Annotated in this window: 12 protein-coding genes; 5 read left to right on the top strand and 7 right to left on the bottom strand. The window is 64.7% G+C overall.

All coding sequences use genetic code 11. The features are described 5' to 3' along the window. Positions 1–209 precede the first annotated feature (209 nt). On the bottom strand, positions 210–2,294 hold the full coding sequence (locus BM154_RS10290) for an acetate--CoA ligase family protein (protein WP_074882908.1): 2,085 nt from the start codon (positions 2,292–2,294) through the stop codon (positions 210–212). A gap of 3 nt (positions 2,295–2,297) precedes the next feature. Next, complete coding sequence (locus BM154_RS10285; RefSeq protein WP_074882906.1) at positions 2,298–3,104, bottom strand: enoyl-CoA hydratase/isomerase family protein; 807 nt, start codon at positions 3,102–3,104, stop codon at positions 2,298–2,300. 79 nt (positions 3,105–3,183) lie between these two features. Between BM154_RS10285 and BM154_RS10280 the strand changes: the two genes are divergently transcribed. Continuing rightward, positions 3,184–4,008, top strand: a complete 825-nt coding sequence (locus tag BM154_RS10280) for an IclR family transcriptional regulator (RefSeq protein WP_074882904.1) — start codon at positions 3,184–3,186, stop codon at positions 4,006–4,008. 24 nt (positions 4,009–4,032) lie between these two features. Here the strand turns inward: BM154_RS10280 and BM154_RS10275 are convergent, their stop codons facing one another. The 5 genes from BM154_RS10275 to BM154_RS10255 form a co-directional block, all read right to left on the bottom strand. Further along, entirely contained in the window at positions 4,033–4,965 is a 933-nt protein-coding gene (locus BM154_RS10275) for a cation diffusion facilitator family transporter (RefSeq protein WP_074882902.1), read from the bottom strand. Positions 4,966–5,046: 81 nt separating this feature from the next. Further along, positions 5,047–6,219: an MFS transporter gene (locus BM154_RS10270; protein ID WP_074882900.1), complete on the bottom strand. Its 1,173-nt coding sequence runs from the start codon at positions 6,217–6,219 to the stop codon at positions 5,047–5,049. A 41-nt stretch (positions 6,220–6,260) separates the two neighbouring features. Next, on the bottom strand, positions 6,261–6,785 hold the full coding sequence (locus BM154_RS10265; RefSeq protein ID WP_074882897.1) for a DUF3237 domain-containing protein: 525 nt from the start codon (positions 6,783–6,785) through the stop codon (positions 6,261–6,263). Between the two features lie 41 nt (positions 6,786–6,826). Then, on the bottom strand, positions 6,827–8,161 hold the full coding sequence (locus BM154_RS10260; protein WP_074882895.1) for an alginate export family protein: 1,335 nt from the start codon (positions 8,159–8,161) through the stop codon (positions 6,827–6,829). A gap of 139 nt (positions 8,162–8,300) precedes the next feature. Then, positions 8,301–9,563 carry a serine hydrolase domain-containing protein gene (locus BM154_RS10255; RefSeq protein WP_074882894.1) on the bottom strand — a complete coding sequence of 421 codons (1,263 nt, stop codon included), beginning with the start codon at positions 9,561–9,563 and terminating at the stop codon, positions 8,301–8,303. A 142-nt stretch (positions 9,564–9,705) separates the two neighbouring features. On the opposite strand from BM154_RS10255, the gene BM154_RS10250 reads away from it, so the two are divergent. The 4 genes from BM154_RS10250 (at position 9,706) to BM154_RS10235 (ending at position 13,208) form a co-directional block, all read left to right on the top strand. After that, complete coding sequence (locus tag BM154_RS10250; RefSeq protein WP_074882892.1) at positions 9,706–10,326, top strand: TetR/AcrR family transcriptional regulator; 621 nt, start codon at positions 9,706–9,708, stop codon at positions 10,324–10,326. Positions 10,327–10,395: 69 nt separating this feature from the next. Continuing rightward, complete coding sequence (locus BM154_RS23825; protein WP_139225430.1) at positions 10,396–10,602, top strand: hypothetical protein; 207 nt, start codon at positions 10,396–10,398, stop codon at positions 10,600–10,602. A gap of 110 nt (positions 10,603–10,712) precedes the next feature. Further along, positions 10,713–11,273 carry a cytochrome b gene (locus BM154_RS10240; RefSeq protein ID WP_074882887.1) on the top strand — a complete coding sequence of 187 codons (561 nt, stop codon included), beginning with the start codon at positions 10,713–10,715 and terminating at the stop codon, positions 11,271–11,273. 462 nt (positions 11,274–11,735) lie between these two features. Continuing rightward, positions 11,736–13,208, top strand: coding sequence for an inorganic phosphate transporter (locus BM154_RS10235; RefSeq protein WP_074882885.1), 1,473 nt, complete (start codon positions 11,736–11,738; stop codon positions 13,206–13,208). The last annotated feature ends 37 nt before the right edge of the window (positions 13,209–13,245 follow it).

Genomic DNA, 13,245 nt, shown 5'->3' with positions numbered 1-13,245 from the left:
TCCACGTTCGAGGTTTGGCTGCCGAACGCGTGACTCACGTGCTCGACGACGGGACGGATCGAAATGGACGGCCACCACGGCGTGGTGTGAGCATGATGGTTCATAGCGACCTACTTGTTTTTATGAGTCTGAAATGAAGCTGTATTCGATTATGCGAGCCTGATTTCCAGGGGCAACGGCGCTGTTCCATCAGATGGAACAGCGCTGCTTCAGGCGATGACGGTCAGCCCGTCCAGGGCCACCACGCCGCGGCCAGCGGGGCGCACCAGGAGCGGATTGATCTCCGCTTCCAGCAGGCGATCACCGAGCTGCATGGCCATGTCCGAGAACGCCACGATGCACGCCACGGCGGCCTCGGTATCGCCCTTGGGCATGCCACGGAAACCGTCCAGCAAAGGGAAGGTGCGCAGCTCGCGCAACATCTCGCGAGCCTGGTCGTGGCTCACCGGCAACAGCCGCAAGGTGGTGTCCTGGAACAGTTCGGCGGTCACCCCACCCATGCCCAGCAACAGCGCCGGGCCGAGCTGTGGGTCGCGGTGAAAGCCGAGGATCAGCTCCTGCCCGCCTACCACCATTTCCTGGATCAGGAAGCTCTCGGGCACGAAGCCGACATGCCCGCCCACCTCGTCACGCATGCGTTCGAGGCGCTCGCCGATGGCTTCGGCATCGAGACCGAGGGCCACGCCGCCCACTTCGCTCTTGTGGGCGATGCGCTCGGAGAGCACCTTGAGCACCACCTGCCCGCCCAGCTCGCGCGCCGCCAGGGCGGCCTGCTCGCCGTCGTGCACCACGCGCTCGCGGGTCACCGGAATACCGAAGCTGGCGTAAAGGCGCTTGCTGCGTTCCTCGTCGAGCTGGCCGGCGGGCAGCTGCAGATCGATGCTGGTGCTGGCCGACGATACCGCCGCGGGCGACAGCGCCGCGCCCTTCTGCTCGGCAAAACTGGCCATGGCGCTGAGGGCACTGGCGCAGCTTTCCGGCGCGCTGAACGCCACGCCGCCAGAGCCATTGATGCGCTGCGCGGCAGCCGGCGCATGGGGGCTGATATAGGCCAGCACCGGTTTGTCGGAGCCGGCCAGGCTGTCGCGGATCGCGTCGGCCATCAGATGGGGCTGCGCCACGCCGGACGAGCCGACCACACTGATCACCGCATCGAAATCCGCGCTCTCGAGCAGGATACGGATGGCGCTGCGCATCAGCTCCGGCTGCAAGCCGGCCAGGGTCAGGTCGATGGGGTTGCGATCGAGCACCGCCTGATCGCCGATATCCAGCGCACGCAGTTTTGCTGCGGTTTCAAGGCCCGGCGTTGGCGTCTCGAAACCGGCCACACCCAGGTTGTCGGCGATCAGCGTGCCGGCGCCACCGGTGGACGTCAGGATGGCCACCCGGCGCCCGTGCATCACCCGGCCGCTGGCCAGGGCGAAGGGAATGTCGAGCAGGTCGGCGAAGGTTTCCGCGCGGATCACGCCCAGCTGCCGGAAGTACGCCGAATAGAGGTTGTCGGCACCGGCCAGTGCGCCGGTGTGCGAGTTGGCCGCATGGGCGCCCGCTTCCGAGCGGCCGACCTTGTAGACCACCACCGGCTTGCCGGCGGCCCGTGCCTTGAGCGCCGCACGGGTGAATTTCTCGCTATCGCGCAGGCCTTCCAGGTACAGGGCGATCACCGCGGTCGCCGGGTCGTCGGCCAGGTAGTCGACGAAATCGGCGACATCCAGATCGACTTCGTTGCTGGTGGAAATCAGCTTGGAGAAACCGATGCCGGCCGACACCCCGCGCGACAGCAGCGCGCCGAGAATGCCGCCGCTCTGCGACACCACGGCGATGCGTCCGGCGAGCAGTTCGTCCATGTCCAGGGCGCCACTGGCCGACAGGGTGATGCGCTCGGTAAGGTTCACCAGACCAATGGTGTTGGGGCCCAGAATGCGCATCTGGCCGCGCGCGTCATCCAGCGCCTGCTGACGCTGCAGGCCATCGGCGCCGGTTTCGCCGTAGCCACCGGCCAATACGATGGCCGCCGCGCAACCGCGCGCCGACAGCTCGGCGACGGCCTGATTGGCGCGCTCCGGGCCGAGCAGGATCAGCGCCACGTCCGGCACCTCGGGCAGCTCGGCCACCGAGACATAGCAGCGCAGGCCATCGATCTCTTCATAGCGCGGGTTGACGGGGTACAGACGCCCCTGGAAACCGTGCTTGCGCAGGAAGGCGATCGGTCGCCCGGAGGTCTTGCGGGCATCGCCGGAAGCGCCGATCACCGCGACACTGGAGGGGCTGAGAAGACGGCTGATCTGGTTCATCGCTCAGCTCCTCTGCGCCTTGCGCGCCAGGAAGGCAGCAACCGATTCCTGGTGCTCGCTCGAGGTGTAGCAGATGCCCTGCGCCTGGCTGCCCATGGCCGAGATCTGCCCCTGGGTCAGCTCGAAGCTGTTGTTGAGAATCGACTTGCTCAGGGCCAGGGCGGTGGCCGAACCGGCGGAGAGTTGCAGCGCCCAGTCCTGAGCGGCGGGCAGCAGGTTGTCGTGGGGCACCACACGATCGACCATGCCGATCTGCTGGGCCTCCTGGGGCGCCACCATACGGCCGCTGAAGATCAGCTCCTTGGCCCTGGGCAGGCCGACCCGCCGCGGCAGGAAATACAGGCCGCCGCCATCGGGAATCAGCCCACGGGCGATGTAGCTCATGGCGAAGGTCGCCTGCTCCGAGGCGATGATGAAATCGCAGCTCAGCGCCATGTCGCAGCCCAGCCCGGTGGCCGCGCCGTTGACCGCGGCGATGGTCGGTTTGGGCATGTTGTGCAGCAGGGAAACCGCATGGTGCACACGCTGCTGGCGCTTCCAGCCGTTGAAGGCCACCGAGCCGGCCGGGGCGCTCATGCGCGCCTGCATGCCCTTGATGTCGCCGCCGGCACAGAAGCCCTTGCCAGCGCCGGTGACCACCAGGGCCTTGATCGCGGGGTCTGCCGCGATCTGCTCCAGGTGCTCGATGAGCAGGCTGCGCATGGCGTCGCTGATGGCGTTGCGCGCCTCGGGGCGATTGAGCGTCAGGGTGGCGATGCCGTCGACGACGGCCAATTCGATAGGCGTGGAAGTTTCCTGGGAAATCGTCATGCGGTTACTCTCTTTTTATTCGTTGAATATCCATCCGGTGCTGGCCGGCTGAATTTCAGTCTTAGGGAGAGCCCCGATCATGACAACGCACCCATTCCACCAGATGGAACAGGTTGACTCCACGGTGGCTGCCGTACCGGGCCGCGGCAAGGCCACCCCCAACCGCTCACTGGAGCGCGGTCTTGGCCTGCTGCGGGCCTTTCGACCGGGCACCGAGTACCTGACCAATGGGGATCTGAGCGAGGCCACCGGGCTTTCGAAATCCACCGTGAGCCGCTTGACCCAGACCCTGGTTCGCGCCGGTTTTCTGGATTACGACGGCACCAGCGGCGCCTACCGCCTTTCGGTATCGCTGCTCGGCCTGGCTCACTCGATGTACCACTGCAGCGCCCTGCTGCAGGTGGCCAGCCCGCTGATGGCGCAGGTGGCGCGCAGCGAGCAGGTCAATGTCAGCCTGGCGGCTGCCGATGGCGACGAGATGATCTACCTGGAGTCGATCCGCATGGGCGCGCGCAAGTCGCCGCGCAACGTGCTCACCGGCCAGCGCCTGCCCATGGACGTGACTTCCCTGGGGCGCGCTTACCTGTCGGTGCTCGACGAGGCGCAGCGAAAATCACTGGTCGAGCTGTTCAAATCACGGCGCTGCGAATCACGCGCTTCGCAGCTGCAACAGGAGATCGACGAGGCCGTGCACAGCGTGCGTACCCGTGGTTACTGCGTGACGTCCTGGCAGCCGGAAGTGATGGCCATCGCCACGCACCTGGACATTCCCGCCTACCGCTCCCATGCGCTGAACATCAGCTTGGCGACCACCGAAAGTGCCGAGGTAATCGTCGAGCGCTACGCCGATGTGCTGCTGGAACTCGCCCAAGCGATTCGCACTGCTTACCTCAACAGGGCTTGAACGCAGTGCGGGCGAACGCCCACCTCACCGGGACCATTGCGGGTCCGTGGTGAAGGCGATGGTCAGCCAACGGTCGGGGCCTTCGTCGCCGATGGCCTGGCCGATCACGTCGCGCACGGCATCCCATTCGTCGAGGGTTTGCGCCGGCCAATCGACCGGCACGATGAAGTACAGCTCGATCTGCCGGGCGCGACCGATCCGCGCCACATAAGCCTGGTAGCTGATGAAGCCGTACTGCTCGACGATGCCCTGGGCCACGGCGTCGACATGCTGTTTGAGATCAGGCGGGGTGACCAGCAGGATGTCGGACAGCGCCTGGCGGATGGTTGCCAGCGGCAGCGGCAGGATCACCAGGCAGATCACCGCCAGCACCGCCGGGTCGATGTAGGGGCCAAGCCAGGCGTAGCGGCTCTGCTCGGTCAGCTGGCCGATCACGAAGGCGACCAGCAGGGCCAGGGAAATGCACCCGGACATCACCCAGGCCTTGGCATCCAGGGCGAGGAAATCCGAGCGGATGCGTCGGTTCGCACGAAACTCGTAGCTGGCGAACGCGAAGCAGATCAGCGTGGCAATGCCGGCATACAGCGACGCCAGGCCGAACTCCAGCGGTGTACCGCCGGACAGCAGGTTGCCGACGGCGTTGATCAGCGCATAGGCGGCTACCCCGCACAGCAGCGTGCCGTTGAGCGCCAGCACCATGGGCTCCAGGTGCCAGAAGCCCATGTTGAAACGCGCGGCCAGCCGGCGGCTGGCTTCGCTCTCCGAGGTGTGCCGGCGAATCAGCGTGGACACCATCAGGGCCAGGCCGCTCATGCTGGCGTCGGCCAGGGAGTAGACGCCATCGAAGACGATAGAGAACGACCCGGACAGCAGGCCGATGACGATCCCGATGGCCCCCACCAGCAGGGTCATGGCTATGGAGCCGCGCAGGATTCCCTGTTCCGTGTTGATCGCCATCTGCACGCTCCTTGACTGGACAAAACTGCAAGGGTACCCCTACCAGGCCGCCGTTGCAGGCAGGCGTGTTTAGCGCCTGTTTCAAGCGGACGAGTCGAGGGGCTTGCCGTGCACGCTGCGCCGCCCGAACGACAGCATGACGACCATCAGCAAGCAGCCGATCAGGATGGCGCTCGAAGACAGCACGAAGATGCTGTGCCGGTCGTTGCCCTCGATGAACAGGCTCAGCAGGGTCGGCGCCGCCGCGGCCGATGCCACCTGCACCACGCCGACCAGCTTGGTCAGGCGGCCGGTCGGGTCGTGGGCCACCACCGAGGACATGTAGTAGGACAGCGCCAGGTTCCAGCCGAAGTTCATCAGGAACACCGCGATCATCAGGTCCGACGCCGTATGGATGCGCGTGGCCAGCATGTAGATGGCGCCGAGCACGGCCAGCGAACCGGTGAGGATCATCGGCACGCGGCCCAGGTGCCGCCCTGCCACGCTGGGCAGCGCCGCGCCGGGCAAACCGCCGAGCAGGCCGATGCTGATCGCCCAGCCGATATCCACTGGAGCCACCCCCGCCTCGCTGGCGATGCCTTCGACGAAGCCCCACAGCGAGTAGATCGCCAGTTGCAGAAACAGCATGCCGAGCAGCGAGCAGACGCCGATCAGGGTCAACCCGGACAACGGTGGCTCGGTCGAAACCTGGCGGTCTTCCTCGCGCTGCCTGGTCGGCAGGCAGAAGCACATCAGGCAGACCAGCACGAACCAGGCCGCCAGGTAGTAGATCGCCCCCGAGAAGCCCTTCCACTCGGCGACGATCGGCAGCATCACCGCGCTGCTGGCGAACAGCCCGGTCTGCACGAACAGCAGGATGCCAAAGGAGCGATCCGGTCCGCCCATGCGCCCCAGGCAATAGATGGCGTAGGAATACAGGATGCCCGAGCAGATGCCCGAGATGCAGCGCAGCACCAGCAGCATGTCGAGCCCGGTGACGCTGGCGGTGGCAGCGTTGGCGAACAGCAGCACGAGAGCCATGCTCAGGGCGATGCTGCGTGGCCCGAGAAAGCGAATCATCGGCAGGTACAACAGCGTCCCGACGATGGAGCCGCACATTTCGGCGGACATGGTCCAGCTCTGCTGGACCAGGGTCATGCTCAGGCGCTCGGTCAGCAGGCCGATGAAGATCGGTTGCACGCCGATGACTAGAATCGAGGCCGCGGCAATGAAAATGCACGCGGCACGTACGAGGTTTTGATTAGCGATGTTCATGGTCGATACCTGCCGGCTGGGCCACCGGGTGGCCTGCCGCTTCAGTGGAATTCATCGTTGGCGACAAGGGAAGCCGCTAAGGCGAGCCGGTAGCAGTGAATGGCGACCTGGCCCGCAGCCGGATACAGCGCCTTGCCGATCATCACGCTGCGGGTCAGCCAGTCGAGCCGCCCACTGGCCACCTGGAAACGCGGCGAACAGCTGCACCGGTAGTGGTGTTCGGGAATCGGCCAGACGCCCTGCGCTTCCAGCTCGCGGCCCCTGTCGCTGAGTACGATCAGGCCGGTGTTGTGGATGTTGATCCACTCACCGCGGTCGCTGAGCAGGCTGTAGCGAGCGTCCAGCTCGCCCACGCCGTCGCTGCGCTGGAGATAGAAGTCGGCACCGCCGGCGACCACCTCGCCGCGCACGTCCAGGCCTTCGAAGTGGCCCCCGAGGATCCGGTAATTGCTGCGCTGGCCATCCGTGCACACGCCCAGTCCATCCCCCGGAGCGATTGCCACATGGAGGCTCATCACCCATTCCAGGCTTGGCACGCCGAGCCCGGTTTGCGCTGTCGTCGTCATCACGCACTCCTGTGCCCCCGCGGGGGCGTCTGTGGCTCGGTTCAGTAGCGGTAGGTGAAATACAGTTCGAGGGCGCTGAACCGGTCATCGTCGCCGAAGGCCTGCTTGGCCGCCGACTTGGCCTGAACCCAGTTGTACGAGAGCGAGCTGTAGAAACGCTCGTTGGGCGTCCAGTCGAGATACACCACGGTCTCGTCGGCGAAGCGGCGGTCGTCCACCTCGGCGCCGCGGAAGTTGTTCTCGTCGAGCCAGAACTGATAGTGAATGGCGCCCAGGGCGAGGGTGTCGGTCAGGCGGTTCTTGATCGAGAACTGCTGCACCCGTTCGTTGCTGTTGAACAGCAGGTAATTGCCCACCACGTCGCCGACCAGCCAGGTGCTCCAGTCGACGAAGCCCTTGTTGAGCGGATCCCAGGCCTTTTGGGTGTTATCAGCCAGGTCGTCGTCGCCGGAGAACACCGCATAGCGGTAGCCGAGCGTGGGGGTGAAGGGCAGCGCCTGGAACTGGTAGTCCGCCTGGGCGTACCAGGCCTTGGCGTCGTACTCGAGGGGGCCGTCGCCGCCGCGCTGCACGGCGTACTCACCATTGAGGGTCAGCTCTGGCACGCCCGGCAGCTGGCCACGCAATGCTCGCAGGTTGTAGACCTGCATGCCGTCGCGGCGTGTCGCATTGCTGCGCTTGCTGGCCAGGGTGTCGACCTTCATGGCCATGGCGCCAAGGGTCACCTGGCCGTCGAGGTCGTAGTCCAGGTTGACGCCGTTCATGCGGTAGTCGCCGTAGTGGTCGTCGGTGCGCAGGGTGAAGGCTTGCGCCTGTACCGGGCCATGGCTCCAGGCCAGGATGGCCGAGTCCTTAAAGGCGGTGCGCGGGCCGAGCCAGTAGGCACCGTCGCCGAACAGGTCGAGGTTGCCATCCATGACGATGAAGCCACTGCCGATGATGTAGTTCTGCCGCCCGGCGGTGAACTTCCAGTCGCCGGCGCGGATGCCGACGTAGGCCTCTTCGGTGTTGATGCAGTTGTCGGCGCTGCGCGTAAATCCTCCCGCATCGCCGTCACCGTAGGTGCCGGCGGCTACGGCAGAAGCGCCCGCCAGCAGGCTGAGGGTGTCACTGAGGGAATAGTCGAGGGTGATGCCCGGTTTGAGGTAAGCCTCCTGCCAGCCGACCTTGGATCCTTTGTTTTCAAGACTGCGGACGTCTACCGCACCGGCACCGAAGTTGGCGCCACGGGTGGTGACGGAAGCGGCTCCAGCCGTCAGGTTAATTTCGCCCTTGAGGTTCTCGTATTCGAACGAGTAACCCGCCAGGGCCGCTTGGCTGGCCAACGGAATGCCGAGTGCGAGCAACACGCAGGGGATGCGCTTGGACCTGTACATATGAAGCTCCTGTGTATTTTTTTTGTATTACAGGGCAGTGAGCGGTGGCCAAATCGGCCACCGATTGCCTGACGCAGCAGGCATGAGCGCTGGCGAACCCGCGCTCTTGGATCTTGTTGGTCGAAAAATCAGCGTTGAATCAGCCGCGCAGATGGGCGGTGACGGTCCTGAGCATTTGCACGGTGTCGATATCCAGCTCAGTGACCGCATCGGGCAGCGACGACTGCTTGACGATCACCACCTCGGAGTCGAAGTCGACGAACAGGTACTGACCATGGATGCCGGCGGCCATGATGGCTGGACTGTGGTCGTTGAAGACGTACCACTGGCTGCGGTAGGAAGCGCCCGGGGTCCACTCGGAGAAATCCTTGTGCACGCCGTAGATGGCTGGGTCCGAGCCCTTGGCAATCGCCTCGATCACCGCCTTGTCGATGACCTGGCGGCCGTCGACCTTGCCGCCGTTGCCGAGCATCAGGCCAAAGCGGCCCATGTCACGCAGGGTGGCATTGAAGCCGGCACCGGCGACGCTGCGGCCCCAGGGGTCGGCCATGAAATAAGCGTCGCGCTCGCAACCCAGTTGCTGCCATACCCCTTGCAGTTGCTCGGCGCAGGCCACACCGCTGGCACGCTCCATCACCCAGGCCAGCACTTCGGTGGTGGCGGTCACATAGTGGAACAGGCCGCCATGCTCGCAGCGCTTACGCAACGACGGCAGGTACTGATACAGCGACTCGTACTGGGCATATTCGGGCAGCGCCGGCTTGAATCCACAGGCGTAGCCGTACTGGGAGCTTTCCGAACTCGGGTCGTCGTAGATTTCGCTGTAGTGAACGCCAACGGCCATGTCGAACAGCTGGCGCACGGTCGCGTCGCCAAAGGCGCTGCCGGCCAGTTCCGGCACGTAGCGCTGGGTTTGCGCCCCGGGATCGAGCACACCGTCGTGGATCAGTTGCTCACCGAGCACGCCGATCAGCGATTTGGTAACCGAGAACATGATGTGGCGGTCACTGGCAACCTGGCCGTTGAAGTAGTTCTCGTACACCACACGGCCCTTGTGCAGCACCAAAAAGCCATCGGTCTTGCTGGCCCGCAGGTTGTCGAGCACGCTGACGGTGCGCCCGCAGGTGCTCTTGAAACTCAGACTCTCTAGCTCTACCGGGGCATGGGCGAGCACCGAGCTCGGCCGCGCACCGGCGGCGACATCGATGGTCGGGCGCAGGCGCGCCAGGTTGCGAAAGCCCCAGCGATTGAACGGCGGCGACATCCAGTTGGCCCAGGTCACGCGCTTTTCCGGCTCGGCAGGGAAGCCCTGCATCAGTACGGGCTCTTGTTGTTTTTGGTCGTACATCTCGCTGACTTCCGTATGACGGGAAACCAGGGAGCGGTCGAGAATCTGGTTCATCTGACTCATCCTGGAAATGGCCCTGCGTACGGCAGGTACGGGAAAATAATTAATCCTATTAATTTCTTTAGTCAATAAAATATTTTCCCGATAAAAGATAGCCCGCTATCATTGCCGCACCCCCAAATACCCAGGAGCGCCGGTGAGCGGATTACGCGAACGTCAGAAGCAATTACGCCGCGCGGCCATCTCGGCAGCGGCCGTGAAACTGTTCCAGCGCCAGGGCTTTCGCGAGACCACGGTCGAGCAGATCGCCCGGGATGCCGGCGTCTCGGCCCCCACGGTGTTCAAGTATTTCGGCAGCAAGCACGAGATCATTCTGGAGATGATCAAGGAGTCCGATCACCGCGCCCTGGTCGATGTGCGCAAGCGCATCCGCGATTTCGACGACCCTGTCGACGCGCTCTGCCATCTGGAACACCTGCTGGTCAGCTATGCCCTGGAGGTGCTACCCGCCGCGCTCTGGCGCGAGCTGCTGCCCCTGGTACTGGTGGGCGGCGGCAGCGGCCTGCCCGAGGCCTACCGCCAGATGAACCGCGGCCTGCAGGGCGAAATCGCCAACGTGCTGCGCGAACTGCAGGAGGCCGGCAAGCTGCGCGCCGACCTGGACGTGGAACTCGCCGGTTTCCTGCTCAACGACTACTCCCACCTGCAGCTGCTGCGCCTGACCGCCAGCGACCAGCTGGACCGCCAGACCCACGCCGCCAACGTGCGTGCCAGCACGCGCCTGATCTTCGAAGGGATGCGCGCGTTGCCGGCGTGATGGCCTTCAGACTTCATTAAGGTTCGCCCCCGATAGTGTCTCCACTGCCTAGTCGCTGGAGCGCTGCCAATGATCGATACCGAATGGAACCTTGCCCTCGCGCAGCCTGTTGGCCCGTATGCCGGGCGCAACCTGCCGCTGTCTCTGGTGGCGATGAAGGCGGCGCTCAAACGGCTGCTCTCGCAGATCGAACAACTGTTGCAACGCGAACGGCGCTTTGGATGCGGGCCTCAACCTGTCCATCGTGGAAATGATCGCCAGCCATCTGGGCGGTAGCATCACCCTCAGCAATCACCCGGACGGCGGCCTGCTGGCCACCTTGCTGCTGCCCCGTGCACCGCACGACGAACCCTGTTTTTTCCCAACCGTAATCCCGAGAGGTCACCATGAGCAGCCCAGGCGCCCACCCCAACAATGATGCGCAGGCGTCACCCCGCTACAGCGCCACCAGCCGTCGCCTGCACTGGCTGATGGCCGCCCTGGTGGTGCTGGCCTACGTGCTGATCACCAGCCGCGGCTGGTTCGAGAAAGGCAGCGACCCGCGCCTGTTCGTGGTACAGGGCCACTTCTGGGTCGGCATTCTGGTATTCGCCCTGGTGCTGCCGCGCCTGCTGGCGCGCTTCGCGAGCCCGACGCCAGCAATCGCGCCGGCGCTCAATCCATTGAACCGCCTGGCCTCCAAGGTCACCCATATCGCCTTGTACGTCTTTCTGCTGCTGCAACCGCTGATGGGCATGCTGGTGGTGTTTCTCGAACGCGGCGGCATTCCCCTGGGCGGGCTCATGCTGCCCTCACCCTTCGAGCTGAACCCGCGCCTGGCGCACCGCATCGAGGACCTGCACATCACGGTCGGCACCGCGTTCTACTACGTGATCGGCCTGCATATCGTCGCCGTGCTCTGGCACCACTTCCTGCGCCGCGACAACCTGCTCAAACGCATGATCTAGACGTTGCGCCACGCTGCGACGCCGAGGCAGCCAGCCCTGCCGCAGATCAAAAAATACGGATTCTTTATGCGCCACTAGTTGTTTCCGGATCGATTTTCGGGGTAAATCGCGTCCGGATATTTCAGGTGGCGCGATTCGCGCCTGCCCAGGCGACGAGAAAACCTCGGTCACCGGCTGCTCCGGCACCGCCCTTGGCCGTTCTCGCGCCCATGACAGGCGCCAGCATCCGCCACGACCGCACGCTGCTGGGCAATGCCCCGCGGCGTGCCTTGGCATTCGACCGGATACAGAGCATGGCAGGCATCACACACCGCTCCAGCGCTCCCTCCACGGCTGCCAGCTGTCACGCAGGCTGCTCGGCATTGCTCGACGAACCGGCAGCTGCCATTCAACGCGAAGATCGACAACTCCACGCGTTGCCTGGAACAACCCACCTCTTCCCACGAGCCAGACGTAACCTCCATGTTCGAACTCTTCAGCGGGCTTGATGCCTGGTTGGCGCTGAGCCTGGCACTCGCCCTGCTCTTCGTCCTTACCTTCGAATTCATCAACGGTTTCCACGACACGGCCAACGCCGTGGCCACGGTCATCTACACCAAGGCCATGCCGCCAAACCTGGCGGTGATCATGTCCGGTATCTTCAACTTCCTCGGCGTGCTGCTCGGCGGCGTGGGCGTGGCCTATGCCATCGTCCACCTGCTACCGGTGGAGCTGCTGATCAACGTCAACACCAGCCGCGGCCTGATCATGGTGTTCTCGCTGCTGGCGGCGGCCATCACCTGGAACCTGGGCACCTGGTATTTCGGTATCCCGGCCTCCAGCTCGCACACCCTGATCGGTTCGATCCTCGGCGTGGGCCTGGCCAACGCGCTGCTCACCGACATTCCCCTCGGCGATGGCGTGAACTGGCAGAAGGCGATGGACATAGGCCTGTCACTGATCTTCTCGCCAATCGCCGGTTTCGTGGTCGCCGCCCTGCTGTTCCTGGCGCTCAAATACTGGATGCCGACCCCCAAGGTGCACAGCACGCCGGTGCTGCGCAAGGAAACCAAGGGCAAGAACAAGCCGCCATTCTGGAACCGCCTGGTGCTGATCGTCTCGGCCATGGCGGTGAGCTTCGTGCACGGCTCCAACGACGGCCAGAAAGGCATCGGCCTGATCATGCTGGTGCTGATCGGCATCGTGCCGGCCAAGTTCGTGCTCGATCTCAACACCACCACCTACCAGATCGAACGCACCCGTGACGCGGCCATTCACCTGGGCGAGTTCTACCAGCGCAACTCGCCGACCCTGAACGAGTTCCTGGCCCTGGGTAAGTCCGCCAACACCGAGCTGCCCAGGCAGTTCCGTTGCGATCCCAAGCTCACCGAACCCACCATCAGCGCCCTGTTGCGCACCCTCGATGGCGTGACCGACTACCGCACCCTCAGCGAGGAAGCGCGTATCGATATCCGTCGCTACCTGTTGTGCCTCGACGATTCGGCCAAGAAAGTCGGCAAGCTGCCCGAGCTGTCGGCCCGCGACAAGGCCGACCTCGACAAGCTGCGCAAGGACCTCACCGCCACCACCGAGTACGCGCCTTTCTGGGTGATCCTCGCGGTGGCCCTGGCCCTGGGCATCGGCACCATGGTCGGCTGGAAACGCGTGGTGAAGACCGTCGGCGAGAAGATCGGCAAGCAGGGCATGACCTACGCCCAGGGCATGAGCGCGCAGATCACCGCGGCCTGCGCCATCGGCCTGGCCAACGTCTACAGCCTGCCGGTGTCGACCACCCACGTGCTGTCCTCGGGCGTCGCCGGCACCATGGTCGCCAACCGCAGCGGCCTGCAGGGCAGCACCATCAGCAACATCCTGCTGGCCTGGGTGCTCACTCTGCCCACCTCCATGGCCCTGGCCGCCGGCCTGTTCTACGTCTCGACGCTGATCTTCGGCTGATCGAAAAACGCGAGGTACCTGCCCGCCAGGTACCTCG

Origin of the sequence: Phytopseudomonas argentinensis, assembly GCF_900113905.1 — a bacterium.
GTDB classification, from domain to species: Bacteria; Pseudomonadota; Gammaproteobacteria; order Pseudomonadales; family Pseudomonadaceae; genus Aquipseudomonas; species Aquipseudomonas argentinensis.
Note: the sequence above shows the minus strand (reverse complement) of the source record. Positions and strands in the feature narration are given on the sequence as shown.